The sequence below is a fragment of the Streptomyces sp. NBC_01571 genome (assembly GCF_026339875.1).
Lineage (GTDB): Bacteria > Actinomycetota > Actinomycetes > Streptomycetales > Streptomycetaceae > Streptomyces.
Genome location: NZ_JAPEPZ010000001.1, coordinates 7,001,434 through 7,018,501 on the forward strand (window position 1 = coordinate 7,001,434; position 17,068 = coordinate 7,018,501).

Annotated in this window: 18 protein-coding genes; 13 read left to right on the forward strand and 5 right to left on the reverse strand. The window is 71.0% G+C overall.

Features of this window, described 5'->3' with window-relative positions; translation table 11 throughout:
• The first annotated feature begins 7 nt into the window (after positions 1-7).
• The 5 genes from OHB41_RS31640 to OHB41_RS31660 all read left to right on the forward strand — a co-directional run bounded on the left by OHB41_RS31640 (position 8) and on the right by OHB41_RS31660 (position 5,936).
• A complete protein-coding gene (locus OHB41_RS31640) occupies positions 8-1,006 on the forward strand; it encodes an ABC transporter permease (RefSeq protein ID WP_075031574.1) in 999 nt (332 codons plus the stop codon).
• Positions 1,003-2,097: an ABC transporter ATP-binding protein gene (locus OHB41_RS31645; RefSeq protein ID WP_266701484.1), complete on the forward strand. Its 1,095-nt coding sequence runs from the start codon at positions 1,003-1,005 to the stop codon at positions 2,095-2,097. Before OHB41_RS31640 ends, OHB41_RS31645 begins: the two co-directional genes overlap by 4 nt.
• A 23-nt stretch (positions 2,098-2,120) precedes the next feature.
• Positions 2,121-3,548, forward strand: a complete 1,428-nt coding sequence (locus tag OHB41_RS31650; RefSeq protein ID WP_526024985.1) for an ABC transporter ATP-binding protein — start codon at positions 2,121-2,123, stop codon at positions 3,546-3,548.
• Between the two features lie 264 nt (positions 3,549-3,812).
• Positions 3,813-5,204, forward strand: a complete 1,392-nt coding sequence (locus tag OHB41_RS31655; RefSeq protein WP_266701485.1) for a M1 family metallopeptidase — start codon at positions 3,813-3,815, stop codon at positions 5,202-5,204.
• Between the two features lie 66 nt (positions 5,205-5,270).
• Complete coding sequence (locus tag OHB41_RS31660) at positions 5,271-5,936, forward strand: trimeric intracellular cation channel family protein (protein WP_266701486.1); 666 nt, start codon at positions 5,271-5,273, stop codon at positions 5,934-5,936.
• Here the strand turns inward: OHB41_RS31660 and OHB41_RS31665 are convergent.
• Positions 5,836-7,065: an alpha/beta hydrolase gene (locus tag OHB41_RS31665; protein WP_266701487.1), complete on the reverse strand. Its 1,230-nt coding sequence runs from the start codon at positions 7,063-7,065 to the stop codon at positions 5,836-5,838. The two genes, OHB41_RS31660 and OHB41_RS31665, sit on opposite strands and share 101 nt — an antisense overlap.
• Positions 7,066-7,279: 214 nt before the next feature.
• On the opposite strand from OHB41_RS31665, the gene OHB41_RS31670 reads away from it, so the two are divergent.
• On the forward strand, positions 7,280-8,140 hold the full coding sequence (locus tag OHB41_RS31670) for a thioesterase family protein (RefSeq protein ID WP_266701488.1): 861 nt from the start codon (positions 7,280-7,282) through the stop codon (positions 8,138-8,140).
• Between the two features lie 441 nt (positions 8,141-8,581).
• Here OHB41_RS31670 and OHB41_RS31675 read toward each other — a convergent pair whose 3' ends face one another.
• On the reverse strand, positions 8,582-9,208 hold the full coding sequence (locus tag OHB41_RS31675; RefSeq protein ID WP_266701489.1) for a TetR family transcriptional regulator: 627 nt from the start codon (positions 9,206-9,208) through the stop codon (positions 8,582-8,584).
• A gap of 183 nt (positions 9,209-9,391) precedes the next feature.
• On the opposite strand from OHB41_RS31675, the gene OHB41_RS31680 reads away from it, so the two are divergent.
• The 3 genes from OHB41_RS31680 to OHB41_RS31690 all read left to right on the forward strand — a co-directional run bounded on the left by OHB41_RS31680 (position 9,392) and on the right by OHB41_RS31690 (position 11,140).
• On the forward strand, positions 9,392-9,559 hold the full coding sequence (locus OHB41_RS31680) for a hypothetical protein (RefSeq protein ID WP_266701490.1): 168 nt from the start codon (positions 9,392-9,394) through the stop codon (positions 9,557-9,559).
• Between the two features lie 23 nt (positions 9,560-9,582).
• Positions 9,583-9,849: a DUF4190 domain-containing protein gene (locus OHB41_RS31685; RefSeq protein ID WP_266701491.1), complete on the forward strand. Its 267-nt coding sequence runs from the start codon at positions 9,583-9,585 to the stop codon at positions 9,847-9,849.
• 121 nt (positions 9,850-9,970) lie between these two features.
• Entirely contained in the window at positions 9,971-11,140 is a 1,170-nt protein-coding gene (locus OHB41_RS31690; RefSeq protein WP_266701492.1) for a cysteine desulfurase family protein, read from the forward strand.
• 201 nt (positions 11,141-11,341) lie between these two features.
• Here the strand turns inward: OHB41_RS31690 and OHB41_RS31695 are convergent, their stop codons facing one another.
• Entirely contained in the window at positions 11,342-12,169 is an 828-nt protein-coding gene (locus OHB41_RS31695; protein WP_266701493.1) for an N-acetylmuramoyl-L-alanine amidase, read from the reverse strand.
• 87 nt (positions 12,170-12,256) lie between these two features.
• Between OHB41_RS31695 and mnmA the strand changes: the two genes are divergently transcribed.
• Positions 12,257-13,384, forward strand: a complete 1,128-nt coding sequence (mnmA, locus tag OHB41_RS31700) for a tRNA 2-thiouridine(34) synthase MnmA (protein ID WP_266701494.1) — start codon at positions 12,257-12,259, stop codon at positions 13,382-13,384.
• 49 nt (positions 13,385-13,433) lie between these two features.
• Here the strand turns inward: mnmA and OHB41_RS31705 are convergent, their stop codons facing one another.
• Complete coding sequence (locus tag OHB41_RS31705) at positions 13,434-14,240, reverse strand: alpha/beta fold hydrolase (protein ID WP_266701495.1); 807 nt, start codon at positions 14,238-14,240, stop codon at positions 13,434-13,436.
• A gap of 61 nt (positions 14,241-14,301) precedes the next feature.
• Complete coding sequence (locus OHB41_RS31710) at positions 14,302-14,625, reverse strand: DUF427 domain-containing protein (protein ID WP_266701496.1); 324 nt, start codon at positions 14,623-14,625, stop codon at positions 14,302-14,304.
• A gap of 50 nt (positions 14,626-14,675) precedes the next feature.
• Between OHB41_RS31710 and OHB41_RS31715 the strand changes: the two genes are divergently transcribed.
• The 3 genes from OHB41_RS31715 (at position 14,676) to OHB41_RS31725 (ending at position 17,056) form a co-directional block, all read left to right on the forward strand.
• Positions 14,676-15,215 carry an LOG family protein gene (locus OHB41_RS31715; protein WP_168530352.1) on the forward strand — a complete coding sequence of 180 codons (540 nt, stop codon included), beginning with the start codon at positions 14,676-14,678 and terminating at the stop codon, positions 15,213-15,215.
• 7 nt (positions 15,216-15,222) lie between these two features.
• Positions 15,223-15,921, forward strand: a complete 699-nt coding sequence (locus OHB41_RS31720; protein WP_266701498.1) for an SDR family oxidoreductase — start codon at positions 15,223-15,225, stop codon at positions 15,919-15,921.
• 127 nt (positions 15,922-16,048) lie between these two features.
• Positions 16,049-17,056 (forward strand): methionine synthase, encoded by a 1,008-nt coding sequence (locus OHB41_RS31725; protein ID WP_266701500.1) that lies wholly within the window; start codon positions 16,049-16,051, stop codon positions 17,054-17,056.
• Positions 17,057-17,068: the final 12 nt, after the last annotated feature.

Sequence of the window (17,068 nt, forward strand, 5' to 3'; positions counted from 1 at the left end):
GTAAGCTGTGCTCGCTTACCTCATCAGGCGGCTGTTCGCCGCCGCAGTGATGCTGGTGGTCATCGTCATGGTGGTCTTCGGCATCTTCTTCCTCGTCCCCAAGTGGGCGGGCGTGGACATCGCCTCGAGCTTCGTGGGCAAGCAGGCCGACCCGGCCGCTGTCGAGGCCGTACGGCAGAAGCTGGGCCTGAGCGACCCGATCTACTCCCAGGTCTGGGAGTTCTTCAAGGGCATCTTCGCCGGACGCACCTACTCGGGCGGTGGCGACGTCACGCACTGCGCCGCGCCCTGCTTCGGCTACTCCTTCCGCAGCGAGCAGGCCGTCTGGCCGGTGCTCACCGACCGATTCCCGGTGACCCTGGGTCTCGCGCTCGGTGCCGCCGTGCTGTGGCTGGTCTTCGGTGTCGCGGCCGGTGTGCTCTCCGCGCTCAAGCGGGGCAGCATCTGGGACCGTGGCGCGATGGTCGTCGCCCTGGCGGGTGTCTCCCTCCCCATCTACTTCACCGGTCTGCTCAGCCTGGCGATCTTCGCCTTCGGCCTGAAATGGATCAACGCGCAGTACGTGCCCTTCGACCAGAGCATCAGCGGCTGGTTCGGCGGCATGATCCTGCCCTGGATCACCCTCGCGTTCCTCTACGCGGCGATGTACGCCCGGATCACCCGCGCCACCATGCTGGAGATCCTCGGCGAGGACTACATCCGCACGGCGCGCGCCAAGGGCCTCAAGGAGCAGGTCGTCATCGGAAAGCACGCCATGCGCTCCACGATGACCCCCATCCTCACCATGCTGGGCATGGACCTCGGCGCCCTCATCGGCGGTGCCATCCTGACGGAGTCGACGTTCAACCTGCCCGGCCTCGGCCGCGCGGTGCTCGACGCCATCCGGAACCAGGACCTGCCCATCATCCTGGGCGTCACCCTGATCACTTCTCTCGCGGTGCTGATCGCCAACCTCGTGGTGGACGTCCTGTACGCCGTGATCGACCCCCGAGTGAGGCTCTCATGACCGAACTCAGCAAGAGCGGAGCGGTGGCCGAGCCCGTCGTGGACTCGCCCGCGCCCTCCGCCTTCCTCGAAGTACGCGACCTGAAGGTGCACTTCCCGACCGACGACGGTCTGGTCAAGTCCGTCGACGGGCTCAGCTTCCAGCTGGAGAAGGGCAAGACCCTCGGCATCGTGGGCGAGTCCGGCTCCGGCAAGTCGGTGACCTCGCTCGGCATCATGGGTCTGCACACGGCCGGCCAGTACGGCAAGCGCAAGGCACAGATCTCCGGTGAGATCTGGCTGAACGGCACCGAACTGCTGTCCGCCGACCCGGACTACGTGCGCAAGCTGCGTGGCCGCGAGATGGCGATGATCTTCCAGGATCCGCTGTCCGCGCTGCACCCGTACTACACGATCGGTCAGCAGATCGTGGAGGCGTACCGCATCCACCACAAGGTGGACAAGAAGACGGCGAAGCGCCGCGCGGTCGAGATGCTCGACCGGGTGGGCATTCCGCAGCCGGACAAGCGCGTGGACAGCTACCCGCACGAGTTCTCCGGCGGTATGCGCCAGCGCGCGATGATCGCGATGTCGCTGGTCAACAACCCCGAGCTGCTCATCGCGGACGAGCCGACGACCGCCCTGGACGTGACCGTCCAGGCGCAGATCCTCGACCTGATCCGGGACCTGCAGAAGGAGTTCGGCTCCGCGGTCATCGTCATCACCCACGACCTGGGCGTCGTCGCCGAGCTCTCCGACGACATCCTGGTGATGTACGGCGGCCGTTGCATCGAGCGCGGTCCCGCCGAGAAGGTGTTCTACGAGCCCCGGCACCCCTACACCTGGGGGCTGCTCGGCTCGATGCCGCGCCTGGACCGTGAGCAGACCGAACGCCTCATCCCCGTCAAGGGCTCTCCGCCCTCGCTGATCAACCTCCCGTCCGGCTGCGCCTTCAACCCGCGCTGCCCGTACGCGGACGTTCCCAAGGACAACGTGACCCGCACGGTCCGTCCCGAGCTGACCGAGGTCGGCGGACGGCACTGGGCCGCCTGCCACATGACCCAGGAGCAGCGGGAACGCATCTGGATCGAAGAGATTGCGCCGAAGCTGTGAGCGAGAAAGCCAAGGACGCGGAAGTGACCATTCCCGCACAGGCACAGGACGAAGGCGGCGCCACCCTCACCAAGGACGCCGCTCCCGGTGACGTCCTGCTGAAGGTGACCGGACTGCAGAAGCACTTCCCCATCCGGAAGGGTCTGCTGCAGCGTCAGGTCGGAGCCGTGCGCGCCGTCGACGGTCTCGACTTCGAGGTGCGCGCCGGGGAGACCCTGGGCGTCGTGGGCGAGTCCGGCTGCGGCAAGTCCACGATGGGCCGGCTCATCACACGGCTGCTCGAACCGACCGAGGGCAAGGTCGAGTTCCAGGGCAAGGACATCACGCACCTCGGTGTGAGCGGCATGCGGCCGATGCGCCGTGACGTCCAGATGATCTTCCAGGACCCGTACTCGTCACTCAACCCCCGCCACACGGTCGGCACGATCATCAGTGCCCCGTTCAAGCTGCAGGGCGTGACCCCCGAGGGCGGCGTCAAGAAGGAGGTCCAGCGACTGCTGTCGGTCGTCGGCCTCAACCCCGAGCACTACAACCGGTATCCGCACGAGTTCTCCGGCGGCCAGCGCCAGCGCATCGGCATCGCCCGCGCGCTCGCGCTGAACCCGAAGCTGGTCGTCGCGGACGAGCCGGTGTCGGCGCTGGACGTGTCCATCCAGGCGCAGGTCGTCAACCTTCTCGACGACCTGCAGCAGGAGCTCGGCCTCACGTACGTGATCATCGCGCACGACCTGTCGGTCGTCCGGCACGTCTCGGACCGGATCGCGGTGATGTACCTCGGCAAGATCGTGGAGCTCGCCGACCGCGACCTGCTCTACTCGGCGCCGATGCACCCGTACACCAAGGCCCTGATGTCCGCGGTGCCGATCCCGGACCCGAAGCGCAAGAACGCGAAGAGCGAGCGGATTCTGCTCACGGGCGACGTGCCCTCGCCGATCTCGCCGCCGAGCGGCTGCCGCTTCCACACGCGGTGCTGGAAGGCCACGGAGATCTGCAAGACGACCGAGCCGCCGCTCCTGGAGCTGAAGCCCGGCCAGCAGGTCGCCTGCCACCACCCGGAGAACTTCGAGGACCAGGCACCGCAGGACACGGTGCTGCTGTCCATTGCGAAGCAGGCAGCCGAGTTCGTGGCCGACGAGGTGCTGGCGGAGTCGGCGGAGACGTCGGCGGCGGTGGCCGCCGAACTGCACGCCGCCGAGACCCCGGCGGAGGAGACCACGACGGCCGCCGCCGAGGAGCCCCCGGTGGCCGCTGCGGAGGAGCCCGCCCCGGTGGCCGCTGCGGAGGAGCCCGCCGCGGTGGTGTCCGAGGAGCCCGCCGAGGTGGTGTCCGAGGAGCCCGCCGCGGTGGTGTCCGAGGAGCCCGCCGAGGCGGTCGTCGCCGATGAGCCGGACGCGTCGGAGGAATCGGGAACGGTCGCGCCGAAGGAAACCGGGACCGACACCCAGAAGTAGTCAGGCGCAGTACCGAAGTCGGCGCGCGTCCGCCGACGACCCGCCCCGGTAGCCGGAACATCGGCTACCGGGGCACAGGTTTGGGCGGAACCGGGAGGTGCGGGCCAGGAGGCCCCGCCGAACCGGAAGCCGGTCGTCAGGAGTCAAGCGACAAGTAGGCCGTGACGATTGGGCAAAGTCATGAACATGCCCGAACGGGAGAGTGCAGAGTCTCGCGTGTCCATCTGATCAGGAACGATCGGAACACGTACGAAAGGGACGCTCATGGCACTCTCCCGTTCGGCACGTTTAGGGGCCCTCGCCACCGCGGCGGCCTCCTTTCTCGTCATCGCCGCCTCGTCCGCCCCGAAACCGGGCGCCGACGGCATCGGCGACACCTACTTCCCCCAGCTCGGCAACGGTGGCTTCGACGCCCGCCACTACGACCTCGACGTGGCGTACAACCCGGACACCGACCGCCTCGACGGGCGTACGACGCTCACGGCCCGTGCCACCCAGAACCTCTCCTCGTTCGACCTGGACCTGCAGAAGCTGGAGGTCACGAAGGTCGAGGTGAACGGCAGACGGGCCGGCTTCACGCGTGCGGGCGACGAGATCCACATCACCCCGCGCGGCCCGCTGTCGAAGGGCAGGACCTTCACGGTGACCGTCACCTACGGCGGTGTCCCCGAGGCTCTCAACGGACCGATCGTCTTCGGCTCCGACTACGGGTGGATGAAGACCGCCGACGGGGTCTTCGTCGCCTGCGAGCCGAACGCAGCCTCCACCTGGTTCCCGTCCAGCGACCACCCCTCCGACAAGGCCACGTACGACATCCGTATCAAGGCTCCGAAGGGCCTCACCGGAGTCTCCAACGGCCGCCTGATCTCGACGCACGACAAGGGTGCCAGCACCGTCACGCACTGGCGCGAGAGCCGGCCCATGGCGACCTACCTCGCGACCGCGACCATCGGGAAGTTCGACGTGAAGTCCGGGAGGACCCCGGCCGGCACGCCGATCTACGTCGCCATCGACCCGGTGCTCGCCGACAGCAACAGCGTCGACGTGTACGCCGTGACGGCCGCGGCCACCGACTACTGGTCGCAGATCTTCGGTCCGTATCCCTTCGAGGAGACCGGTGCGATCGTCGACGACATGCCGGAGGCCGGGTTCTCGCTGGAGGTGCAGTCCAAGCCCGCGTACTCCGCCGTGCGCTCCGAGTCGACCATCGTGCACGAGCTGGCGCACCAGTGGTTCGGCGACTCGGTCTCGGTCGAGCGCTGGAAGGACATCTGGCTCAACGAGGGCTTCGCGACCTACGCCCAGTGGCTGTGGTCCGAACACCAGGGTGTCCGCTCGGCGCACGACTCGTTCCTCGCCGGGTACGACACACGGCCCGCGGACTCGTCCTTCTGGCAGACGGTGGTCGCCGATCCGCAGCGGGACACCATGTTCGCCTCGGCGGTCTACCAGCGCGGCGCGATGACGCTCCAGATGCTGCGCGAGCGCATCGGCGACACCGCGTTCTTCAAGCTGCTGCCCGCCTGGACCAAGCTGCACCGCTACGGCAACGCGAACACGGCCGACTTCGTCCGGCTCGCGGAGAAGGTCTCAGGTCAGCAGCTCGACGATCTCTTCCAGGCCTGGCTCTTCAGCCCCGGAAAACCTTCCCTCTAGGCCTCCGCTTGCCCTCTAGGCCTTTCTTTGTAAGGTGCAGTCCCTGCGGCGGGTGAGAATGTAGGGGTGCTTCAGCAACTTTTCAGTCCCTCCGTCCAGCACACGCTCGACCTGATCGGCATCTTCGTCTTCGCGATCTCGGGTGCCCTGCTGGCCGTACGCAAGAACTTCGACGTCTTCGGCATCGCCGTCCTCGCCGAGGTCACCGCGCTGGGCGGGGGGCTGTTGCGCGACGTGGTCATCGGGGCCGTGCCGCCGGCCGCGTTCACCGACCTCGGCTACTTCCTCACGCCGCTGCTGGCCGCGCTCCTGGTCTTCTTCCTGCATCCCGAGGTGGAGCGCATCCAGGTCGCGGTGAACGTCTTCGACGCGGCCGGACTCGGTCTGTTCTGCGTCGCGGGTACCACGAAGGCGTACGAGTACGGTCTCGGCCTGACCGCGTCGGCGGCCCTCGGGCTCGCCACCGCGGTCGGCGGCGGTGTGCTGCGGGACGTGCTCGCCAACGAGGTGCCCTCGCTGCTGCGCTGGGACCGCGACCTCTACGCGGTCCCCGCCATCGTCGGCGCCACCATGGTCGCCCTGTGCATCCGCTACGACGCGCTGACCCCTTTCACCAGCGGGCTCGCGGTCGTCACGGCCTTCGTGCTGCGGCTTCTCGCGATGCGCTTCCACTGGCGAGCGCCGCGCGCCTGGAACCGGCGTTCGACGGCGACCGAGGCGGAGACTCCTTAGCCCGCGCGCCGGGGCCGATCTGCAGGGTCAGCCAGCGGAACACCTCGGTCACCTGCGGTCGCCACAGGGCCATGTTGTGGCCGCCGGCGCTCCGCGGCAGCAGCACCACCTGTACGGTCGTCGGCGGTTTCGCGATCTGCTGGAGCGCGGCGCCCGCCTCGTAGCCGTCGTGGACCTCGCCGGAGTAGTAGAGCGCGACGCGGGGCGGCACGCGGTCGGCGCGCAGCAGCAGGAGGGGGTTGTTCCGGCGGCGCAGCTCGATGGTGCGCGCGGGCAGCGAATTGCGTTCGCCGATCGGGTCGTTGTAGCCGGACATGCTGACGGCGGCCCGGTAGCGGTCGGGGTGGGCGACGGCGAGCTTGGTCGCGCAGTGCGCCCCCGCCGAGTAGCCGGCGACGCCCCAGCCGTCCGGCGCGGCCTTGGCGCGGAAGTTGTCCGTCACCATCTTCGGCACGTCGATGCTGAGCCAGGTGTCGGCGTTCACCTTGCCGGGGACGTTCGCGCAGCCGGTGTCCACCTTGGCCAGCAGCGTCGTACGCGGCGCCACCAGGATGAACGGCGCGACCTGGCCGTCACGCATCAGCGGCAGCAGTTGTTCGTGCACCTTCAGAGAACCGAACCATGCCTTGGCCGAGCCCGGATAGCCGGGCAGGAGCTCGACCACGGGGAACTTGCGGTTGCGGTAGGCGGGCTCGTTGTACTGCGGCGGCAGCCAGACGTAGACCTCGGCGTTCACGCCCGAGACCTGGCCGTGCAGCTGGGTGACGCGCACCCCGCCCGCCTGCCGCATGGCGGGGCCGTCCGCCGCCGCGAACGTCTGGTGGATCCTGGGCAGCTCCCGTACCGAGACACCACCGGTGCCGTCGACGCCCAGGTCGGCGGCGGCCTGCACGTGGTTGCCCGTGCCGAGGAGGTCGGACCAGTTGTTGTAGAGGCTGTTGGCGTTGTTCACGAGCACGAAGACGAGGGTGATCGCCGTGCCCTGGGCGAACAGCAGCATCAGCATCCGGGCCGTGCTGCGCAGGAACGCGGGGCCGGGGATGCGCGACCACAGGACGAGAGGGAGGACGAGGGCGACCGCGACCAGGGAGATCGCGGTGAGGAGGAACGGCGTTCCGGTGAGGCTCACGGTCTGTGCGGCTCTTCCTGTGACGGGCTGGATCAGGCTCGGCGGCTGCATCGGGTTCTATGTCCCTGAAGAGGGGGTTCCGAAGCCGTTGGTCACGGACGAGTGGCGGACACTTACCAAGAAATTGCCTAAATCTCACCTTGGGCCTGGGCGTGTGACGTGAGCGAAGCAGCAAAAGCTACCGCTTAGTAATGCCCTGTTGTACCGTTCAGGCATGTCAGAAGCAGCTTCGGCACAGGCCGTGCGAGCCACGATCGGCGACAGTGAGTTCGACCGCGACACCGCGGTCGCCCTGCGTGCACCCGGCGTCTACGACGTCGACCTGTCCCCGGGATGGACGATCATCAGCGCCGTCAACGGCGGATACCTGCTGGCCGTCCTGGGCCGCGCCCTCGCGGACGCCCTGCCGCACGACGACCCGTTCACCATCTCGGCGCACTACCTCACCGCCTCCCAGCCGGGACCCGCGGTCGTCCGCACGGACGTCGTCCGTACCGGCCGCACCCTGTCGACCGGCCAGGCCTCGCTCTTCCAGTACGACGACGAAGGCCGCGAGGTCGAACGGATCCGCGTGCTCGCCTCGTACGGCGACCTGGGCGCCCTGCCCGACGACGTCCGCACCACGGCGACGCCGCCCGCGATCCCGCCGATGGAGCACTGCTTCGGGCCCGAGGACGGACCGGCCCCCATCGACGGCAGCTCCGCCATCACCGAACGGCTGATGCTCAAGCTCGACCCCTCGACGCTGGGCTGGGCCCTCGGGGCGCCGTCCGGCAAGGGCGAGATGCGGGCCTGGTTCGGGCTCGCCGACGGCCGCGACGCCGACCCGCTCTCGCTGCTCCTCGCGGTGGACGCGCTGCCGCCGACCGCCTTCGAGATCGGACTGTCGGGCTGGGTGCCGACGGTCGAACTCACGGTGCACGTGCGCTGCCGTCCCGCGCCCGGCCCGCTGCGCGTCTCCATCACCACCCGTAACCTGGCCGGCGGCTTTCTGGAGGAGGACGCCGAGGTGTGGGACAGCGCGGACCGGCTGGTCGCGCAGTCCCGGCAGCTCGCCCGGGTCAGGCTCGGCTAGCAGGCCGTCGGCCGCTCGTACGCGCCGCCTCCCTCGGGGGTCGGCGGCGCCGAGTCGAACGGCGGCGCGCGGCTGGGACGAGCGTGGGATGTGGTACCCGCCCGCCATCGGCCCGGCCGCGTTGTTGGTGCTGCGGGCCGCCGAGCGTGTCGCGGCCGGGTGCGGCGCTTCCGCGTCGACATGATTCTGCGTCTCGAGACCCCACGGTCCGCCCGGGGTCGCGTACTTGGGGTCCGGGGGTGCCGCGTCGGGTGAACGGGCGCGTCGCCCCGGCCCGTTGCGGGGACGGGGGCGTCACCGGAGTCCGTTGCCCGGGCAGGTGGGTCACGCCGGCCCGTGGGCGGGACAGGTGGCTCACTGGGGCCCGTTGCCGGGGCCGGCGCATCATCGGGGGCCGTTGCCGGGACGGGTGTGTACCGCCGCCCGCTGGGGGGCGGTGGGTCAACCCAGCCAGTTGCGGCGGCCGATGGCGATGAGCCGCATCTGGCGGCCCGCCACCCCGGCCACCCGCTCCCGTTCCTCCTCGGACGCCTCCAGCGCCTCCAGGTAGAGCGAGGCCGTCATCAGCATCTGGTCGACGTACAGGCCGGCGAGCATCAGCAGATCGTCGTCGCTCCACCCCTCCGACTCGGGGTGTTTGGCCAGCTCCACCCGCACCTCCTGGGCGAACCGGGCCAGTTGGTCACTGATCGCCTGCCGCACCGGCTGCACGCCGCCGTGTCGCTCGCGGGCGATGAAGCGGACGTGGGCGGGGTGGGTCTCGACATGGTGGGCGATCAGATCGACGGCACGCTCGATGCGTTCGCCGCTGTCGCCGGCCGCGGACACCGTGTCCCCGATCATCGGGTGCAGGCTGCCCAGGGCCTCCTCGACCAGGGCCACACCCAGATCCGCCGTCGAGCGGAAGTGCCGGTAGAAGGCGGTCGGGGCCACGCCCACGGCACGGGTGACCTCGCGCAGGCCCAGGCTGCTCAGGCTCTGCTCCTCCAGCAGCTCCAACGCCGCGTCCAGGAGCGCCTGTCGCGTCTTCTGCTTCTGCGCCTGCCGGATGCCGAGAGTGTGACTCATACCATGCAGTTAACAACTGTTCTCTGTAATTGGAAAGCCGGGCGACGCGCTAGACTTGGGAGTCAGTGAACAAGTGTTACTACAACCGTTCACTGAATCGTCAGGTCCCCGAACCATTCGGAGCCTCACCGTCGAGGCGGCGACCACGGGGACCGGACCCAGAGACTCACGAGAGGCACTCACATGCTGTTCCTCGTCGCCGCCCTCCTGCTGATGGGTGTCGTCATGGGCGCGGTGGCCCATGCCCCGCTGCCCGTCTCCCTCGTCGCCGCCGCCGTCATCGGCATCTGGCTGACCGTCTTCGCGGTCCGCGAGCGCGCCGGACGCCGGCGCCACACCTCCGCCCACTGAGCCGCAGGGAGCTGACTCATCCCATGGAACTCACCGCCACGCCCACCCCTCGCACCGGCACCCGGGACGCCGACGGCATGGCCGTCGCCTCCTTCATCCTCGGGTTGCTCGGTCTGCTGGTGCTGAACGTCTTCCTGGGCCCGATCGCCATCGTCCTCGCCTCCGCCGCCCTCTGGCGCGGCACCGCCCGTCGTGGCCGCGCCTTCCTCGGCCTCGGCCTGGGCGTCGCCGACCTCGTGGTGCTGGTGGCCTTCATGCACTTCGACAGCACGGTGTCCTGGAACTTCTGACCCGCGACGTCCTGGAACATCCGAGATCTTCCGAAGGGACACCGGACGAGGACCGGAGGACGGCCCCCCTCGACGGGGGGCCGAAAGCGGGGGAGCGGAGGCCCGTAGAATCAGGGCCACCATGGCTTACCTCGACCACGCCGCGACCACCCCGATGCTCCCGGAGGCGGTAGAGGCACTGACCGCCCAGCTGAGCGTCACGGGCAACGCCTCCTCCCTCCACGCCGCCGGCCGCAGGGCCCGCCGTACCGTCGAGGAGGCCCGCGAGAGCCTCGCGGAGGCCCTCGGCGCCCGCCCCAGCGAGGTGGTCCTCACCTCCGGCGGCACCGAAGCCGACAACCTCGCCGTGAAGGGCCTGTACTGGGCCCGCCGCGACGCGGACCCGGCCCGCACCCGGGTGCTCGCGAGCCCCGTGGAACACCACGCCGTTCTCGACGCCGTCCACTGGCTCGGCGAACACGAGGGCGCGACGGTCGAGTACCTGCCCGTCGACCCCTACGGCCGCGTCCACCCCGACGCCCTGCGCGAGGCCATCGCCCGCAACCCCGACGACGTCGCCCTCGCCACCGTGATGTGGGCCAACAACGAGATCGGCACCGTCCTGCCGGTCCGTGAACTCGCCGACGTCGCCGCTGAGTTCGGCGTCCCCCTGCACTCCGACGCCGTCCAGGCCTTCGGACAGCTCCCCGTCGACTTCGCGGCCTCCGGCCTCGCCGCGATGACCGTCTCGGCCCACAAGATCGGCGGCCCGTACGGCATCGGCGCGCTGCTGCTCGGCCGCGAGTACACCCCCGTACCGGTCCTGCACGGAGGCGGTCAGGAACGCCATGTGCGCTCCGGCACCCTGGACGTGCCCGCCATCGCGTCCTTCGCGGTCGCCGGCCGGCTGGCCACCGAGCAGCGCGCGTGGTTCGCACGGGAGATCGGCGCACTCCGCGACGACCTGGTCGAAGCCGTACGCGCCGCCGTGCCCGACGCCCTCCTCGGCGGCGACCCCGATCCCGCGGGCCGGCTGCCCGCCAACGCGCACTTCACGTTCCCGGGCTGCGAGGGCGACTCCCTGCTGCTGCTCCTGGACGCGCAGGGCATCGAGTGCTCCACCGGCTCCGCGTGCACGGCGGGCGTCGCCCAGCCCAGCCACGTCCTGCTGGCCACCGGGGCCGATCCGGACCTGGCCCGCGGCACCCTGCGCTTCTCCCTCGGCCACACCTCCACGGAGGCGGACGTCGAGGCGGTCGCGAAGGCCATCGGTCCGGCCGTCGAGCGGGCGCGGACGGCGGGCCTGACCTGACCGCCACCCCCCGGTGACCCGGGGCTGCCACGCGGGGGGGCTGCCACGCGGGGGGGGGGGGGGGCTCAGCCCGCCCCGTCGTGGTCCGTGCCCGCGCGGGGAACGTGTTCCCCGGCGGTCACGCGACGGCGGTCACGCGACGGCGGTCACGCGACGGCGGTCACGCGACGGCGGTCACACGACGGCGGTGCGCGTCGGCGGTCACCTCCTGGAGGTGCGCGTCGGCCCCGCCGCGGTGCCGGTCGGTTCCGCCGCGGTGCGCGCCTGGCGCACCAGCCGTAGGTACCGGTCCCAGTCCCAGTAGCGCCCGGGGTCGGTGTGGTCGGTGCCGGGCACCTCCACATGTCCGATGATGTGCTCGCGGTCGACGGGGATGCCGTAGCGGGCGCAGATCCCGGCCGTCAGCCGCGCCGACGCCCGGTACATGGCGTCGGTGAACGACGAGGCGTGCTCGACGAAGCCCTCGTGCTCGATGCCGACGCTCCGCTCGTTGTACCCGCGGTTGCCCGCGTGGAACGCCACGTCCAGCTCGCGGATCATCTGGGTGATGTGACCGTCCTTGCGGACGATGTAGTGCGCGGCCGCGCCGTGGCCCGGGTCCTGGAAGACCTTGACCGCGCTGCGGTAGCTGCCCTGGGTGACATGGATGACCACCCGGTCCACGGCGTAGTCGTCGGGCCGGTCCGCCCGTCGCCAGTTCGCACTCGACGCCGCCACCCACTGGGCGCCCCGGAAGTCGACCACGCCCTCCTCGCGGGGCTTCTCCACGCCGGGCAGCCGCCACCACAGGTGCCCCAGCTCGCCCCGCGCGAGCACCGCCGTGCCCACGGCGGCCGCCATGCCACCGATGAGCAGCGTCCGCCGCCCGACCCGCCGGTCGCCGTCCCTGCCCGGCCGCCCCTTCGCATCCGGTGCGCCACGGTCCTTCGCGCCCTGGTCCGGTGGCTCGCACTCGGGCGACTCCCGGCCCGGTGTCTCCCGGTCCGGCGTCCCCCTCGTCTCCGGCGCCTCCTGCGCGGCTCCGCTCATCGTGTTCGTCCCCTATCGCTCCCCGTCGCGATCCTCAACGCATACTCGCGGGAATCGGTTCCCGGCGCCCCGTACCCTGGAGGAGCTATGACTGAGACCTCGCCGCGCCCCCGCCCCCTCCGCGTCCTCGCCGCCATGTCCGGCGGCGTGGACTCCGCCGTCGCCGCCGCCCGCGCGGCGGAAGCCGGCCACGACGTGACGGGCGTGCACCTCGCGCTCTCCGCCAACCCCCAGTCGTTCCGCACCGGCGCGCGCGGCTGTTGCACCATCGAGGACTCCCGGGACGCCCGCCGCGCCGCCGACGTCATCGGCATCCCGTTCTACGTGTGGGACCTCGCCGAGCGTTTCCGTGAGGACGTGGTCGAGGACTTCGTCGCCGAGTACGAGGCGGGGCGCACCCCGAACCCGTGTCTGCGCTGCAACGAGAAGATCAAGTTCGCCGCCCTGCTCGACAAGGCGCTCGCGCTCGGCTTCGACGCGGTCTGCACGGGCCACTACGCGAAGGTGCTCGTGAACGAGGACGGCACACGCGAGCTGCACCGCGCCTCCGACATGGCCAAGGACCAGTCGTACGTCCTCGGTGTCCTCGACGACCGCCAGCTCGCGCACGCGCTGTTCCCGCTCGGCGACACACTCACCACGAAGGACGAGATCCGTGCCGAGGCGGAGCGCCGCGGCCTCGCGGTCGCCAAGAAGCCCGACTCGCACGACATCTGCTTCATCGCGGACGGCGACACCCAGGGCTTCCTCGCGAACCGTCTGGGCAAGGCGGAGGGCGACATCGTGGACGAGTCCGGCGCGGTCGTCGGCTCCCACGAGGGCGCGTTCGGCTTCACCATCGGCCAGCGCAAGGGCCTGCGCATTGGCACCCCGGCCGCCGACGGCAAGCCGCGCTACGTCCTGGACATCTCGCCGGTGGACAACAGGGTGACGGTCGGCCCGGCGGCGTCCCTGGACGTCTCCGCGCTGACGGCGATCAAGCCCCGCTGGTGCGGCGGCGCCCCGGCCGGCCCCGGCACGTACACCGCCCAGCTCCGCGCCCACGGCGGCGAGACGACGGTCACCGCCGAACTCGTCGACGGCGGGCTCGAGGTCGCGTTCACCGAGCCGGTCCGCGGGGTCGCGCCCGGCCAGGCGATCGTCCTGTACGACGGCACGCGCGTGGTGGGCTCGGCGACGATCGCGACGACCACGCGCGCGACGGCGTCGGTCTAGCCGGTCCGGCCGGTCGCGCCTCCGCCCCCAGCCGGTTTCGGGGCTCCCCCTAACGGGTCCCGCCACTCCCGCCGCGGCTCCCGAAGAACTCCCCCAGGAGCGGGGCGAGGGCCGCGGTGTCCACGTTGTGGGTCTGCCCCGCCAGCACCCGGTACGTCCCCTCGGGTGCCGCGTCCGCGACGGCCCGCGCGGCCTCGCGCATCCACGCGGGGCTCGCGCCGCCCGCGACGGCGAGCACCGGCATGGGCAGGGAGGCCGGCAGTTCCCGGGGCAACAGACCGTCGCCCATGACGGCGTCGTCGTACGCGAGGGTGGGAGCGATCGCCTCCAGGCCGGCCCACCCGGGCGACCGCCGGGCGCCGGCGACCGTCTCCGGGGGCATGCCGGTGAGCGCCATGAACAGCTCCAGGGCGTCCCCGCGCCGGTCCTGCCCGAGCAGCTCGGTCAGCCGCTCGGTGTACTCCCGGCGCTCCTTGCCGCGCTCCTCGTGAAGGGCGAACGGCGTCTCGTAGACGGCGACCGCGTCGACCGGCAGCCCGCTCGCCGCCGCCCGGAGGGCCAGCGCACCGCCCGACGAGACGCCGTACAGCGACGCGGTACCCCCGCACGCCTCGATCAGCGCCGCGATGTCCTCGACCTCACGGGCGACCGTCCAGGACGACGCGGTGTCGCCACTGGCACCGCGTCCCCGGCGGTCGTAGGTGACGGCGCCGAAGCGGTCCGAGAGAGCCCGCGCGAGAGGCTCCAGCGTGGCACCCGTGCACAGGGCTCCGCCCACCAGCACGACCGCCGGGCCGTCACCGTGACATTCGTACGCGAGGGGTGTCCCGTCGCGCGAGAGAACCTTCTTGTCCATGCCTGGGGAGACCGCCCGGCGGCCGGGAACTCATCGGTCCGACGATGGGACCCGACGGGACCTACAGAACCTCCACCTCGTAGAAGCACAGGTGGTCCTTGATCTGCGCGACGTCCGGCTTCGGCTCGGGGTAGAACCAGACGAGGTCCTGGGCGTCGGGCAGGGACCAGTAGGACGCGTCGCCCTTGAAGGGGCAGTGCGTGTGGGTGTCGGAGGCCGTCAGCAGATCCAGGCGGACGTCCTGCGGAGGGATGTAGTAGCGCACCGGACAGCCCGTCTCGCGCAGCAGCAGCGGCCGGTCGCTCTCCGCGAGGACCTGGCCGCCGTGCACGACGCGTACGCGCTGGGTGCCCTGCTCGATGGTGATCGTGTGTCCTTGGGTCATACCGGGAAAGCACCCGCGGGGCCCGGGTTCTTCCCACGTACCGTGAACACATGAACATCTGCGTCTTCCTCTCCGCCGCCGACCTCGACGACCGCTACACGGGCCCCGCGCGCGAGTTCGCGGAACTCCTCGGCAAAGGGGGCCACACCCTGGTGTGGGGCGGTTCCGACGTCGGCCTCATGAAGGTGGTCGCCGACGGCGTCCAGGAGGCGGGCGGACGGCTGGTGGGTGTCTCCGTGGACTTCCTGGCGGCCAGGGCGCGGGCGGGTGCCGACGAGATGGTGATCGCCCGGGACCTCGCCGAACGCAAGGCGCTGCTCCTGGAGAAGGCCGACGCGGTGGTGGTGATGGTCGGCGGCACGGGGACGCTCGACGAGGCGACCGAGATCCTGGAGCTGAAGAAGCACGGGCGGACGGACAAGCCGGTGGTCCTGCTGAACACGGCGGGCTTCTACGACGGCCTGAAGGAACAGTTCCGGCGCATGGAGGCCGAGGGTTTCCTGCCGAGGCCGCTCATCGACCTGGTGTTCTTCGCCGAGGAGCCGGTGGGCGCGCTGGCCTACCTGGAGGAGAGTGCGGGCACCCGGTGATGCGAGCATGGCGTCCATGGCTACACATCTGATCACCGGGGCCGGTTCCGGCATCGGCGCGGCCGTCGCCCGCCGGCTGCACGCGCGCGGGGACGAACTCGTGCTGCACGCGCGCGACGCCGGTCGCGCGAAGGAACTCGGCGCGGCGTACCCGGGGGCGAAGACGCTGGTCGGCGACCTCGGGGACCCGGACAAGCTCTCCTGGGCGTTCTCGCACCAGTCCCTGCCCGACCGCGTCGACTCGCTCCTGCACATCGCGGGGGTGGTGGATCTCGGCCCGGTCGGCGAGCTGACCCCCAAGTCCTGGCGCCACCAGCTCAACGTCAACCTGATCGCCCCCGCCGAGCTCACCCGCCACTTCCTGCCCCAACTCCGCCTCGCCCAGGGCCACGTGCTCTTCGTGAACTCCGGCGCCGGCCTCAGCGCCAACGCCGACTGGTCCGCGTACGCCGCCTCCAAGCACGGTCTGAAGGCCCTCGCGGACTCGCTGCGCCACGAGGAGCACGGCAACGGCGTCCGGGTCACCTCGGTCTACCCCGGCCGTACCGCGAGCCCCATGCAGGCCAAGGTCCACCAGCAGGAGGGCAAGCCGTACGACGCCTCGAAGTGGATCGACCCGGAGTCCGTCGCGACGACGATCCTGACGGCCCTGGACCTGCCGCGCGACGCGGAGGTCAACGACCTGACGGTGCGACCGGGGCGCTGACGAGGGCCCGGAGCGGCGCGTGGGGTCACCGCTGCCCCACGGTGCGCGGGCGGGTGGGGTCTCCGCGGCCGCACGGTGCGCACGGCTCGACCGCGTAGCACCCCGCGGGGTTACGTACGCTTCGCGGGTGAGCGAAAACAGCGAGTTCGGGTTCGGTGCCGCCACCGGTGTCGGGTCCATGCCGGGTAGTGACGCGCGGGAGACCGCCAGAACCGTCACCGGGTCCTTCGACGACTTCCCCCATCTGCCGGAGCTGCCCGCGCGCGGCCCCGGCGCCGACATGATCGGGCGGACGGCCGGGATGCTGGTCGACCTGTACGCGCGCGTGGAGCCCAGCGGGTGGCGGATCGGGGACCGGCCGGGGCGGGACACCCGGCGCGCCAGGTCGTGGCTGGGCGAGGACCTCGACGCGCTGGAGGAGTACACCCAGGGGTACGAGGGGCCGCTGAAGGTGCAGGCCGTGGGGCCGTGGACGCTGGCGGCCGCGCTGGAGCTGAGGAACGGCGAGGCGGCCCTGTCCGACCTCGGGGCCTGCCGCGATCTCGCCGGCTCGCTCGTCGAGGGCCTGCGCACCCATCTCGACGAGGTACGGCGCCGGGTGCCGGGCGCCCAGGTCGTGCTGCAGCTCGACGAGCCCTCGCTCATCGCCGTCCTGCGCGGTCAGGTGAAGTCCGCGAGCGGATACCGCACCCACCGCGCCGTCGACCGGCAACTGGTCGAGTCCACGCTGCGGGACGTCGTGGGGGTGCACACCGACGGCCCGGTCGTGGTGCACTCGTGCGCGCCCGACGTGCCGTTCGAACTGCTGCGCAGGTCGGGCGTCGCGGGCATCTCCTTCGACCTCAGCCTGCTCACCGAACGTGACGACGACGCGATCGGCGAGGCGGTGGAGGGCGGCACCCGGCTCCTCGCCGGTGTCGTCCCCGGCACGGACGGCCCGTTGTCGGACCCTGCCGGTAGCGTCATGGGTGTCAGGACGTTGTGGCGCAGGCTGGGGCTGCACCCGGGGCTTCTCGCGGAGGCCGTCACGGTCACTCCGTCGTGCGGACTCGCGGGCGCTTCCCCCGAGTACGCGCGCCGGGCGCTCGCCCACTGCGTCCGGGCGGCGAGATCCCTCGCGGACAACCCAGAGTAACGGGAGGACAAC

What these genes read in the sequence shown, in the direction of transcription:
- OHB41_RS31645 (WP_266701484.1), top strand. Translation starts at nt 1,003, where the DNA reads ATGACCGAACTCAGCAAGAGCGGAGCGGTGGCCGAGCCCGTCGTGGAC.
- OHB41_RS31655 (WP_266701485.1), top strand. Translation starts at nt 3,813, where the DNA reads ATGGCACTCTCCCGTTCGGCACGTTTAGGGGCCCTCGCCACCGCGGCG.
- OHB41_RS31670 (WP_266701488.1), top strand. Translation starts at nt 7,280, where the DNA reads ATGTCAGAAGCAGCTTCGGCACAGGCCGTGCGAGCCACGATCGGCGAC.
- OHB41_RS31675 (WP_266701489.1), bottom strand. Translation starts at nt 9,208, where the DNA reads ATGAGTCACACTCTCGGCATCCGGCAGGCGCAGAAGCAGAAGACGCGA.
- OHB41_RS31680 (WP_266701490.1), top strand. Translation starts at nt 9,392, where the DNA reads ATGCTGTTCCTCGTCGCCGCCCTCCTGCTGATGGGTGTCGTCATGGGC.
- OHB41_RS31685 (WP_266701491.1), top strand. Translation starts at nt 9,583, where the DNA reads ATGGAACTCACCGCCACGCCCACCCCTCGCACCGGCACCCGGGACGCC.
- OHB41_RS31690 (WP_266701492.1), top strand. Translation starts at nt 9,971, where the DNA reads ATGGCTTACCTCGACCACGCCGCGACCACCCCGATGCTCCCGGAGGCG.
- OHB41_RS31695 (WP_266701493.1), bottom strand. Translation starts at nt 12,169, where the DNA reads ATGAGCGGAGCCGCGCAGGAGGCGCCGGAGACGAGGGGGACGCCGGAC.
- mnmA (WP_266701494.1), top strand. Translation starts at nt 12,257, where the DNA reads ATGACTGAGACCTCGCCGCGCCCCCGCCCCCTCCGCGTCCTCGCCGCC.
- OHB41_RS31705 (WP_266701495.1), bottom strand. Translation starts at nt 14,240, where the DNA reads ATGGACAAGAAGGTTCTCTCGCGCGACGGGACACCCCTCGCGTACGAA.
- OHB41_RS31710 (WP_266701496.1), bottom strand. Translation starts at nt 14,625, where the DNA reads ATGACCCAAGGACACACGATCACCATCGAGCAGGGCACCCAGCGCGTA.
- OHB41_RS31715 (WP_168530352.1), top strand. Translation starts at nt 14,676, where the DNA reads ATGAACATCTGCGTCTTCCTCTCCGCCGCCGACCTCGACGACCGCTAC.
- OHB41_RS31720 (WP_266701498.1), top strand. Translation starts at nt 15,223, where the DNA reads ATGGCGTCCATGGCTACACATCTGATCACCGGGGCCGGTTCCGGCATC.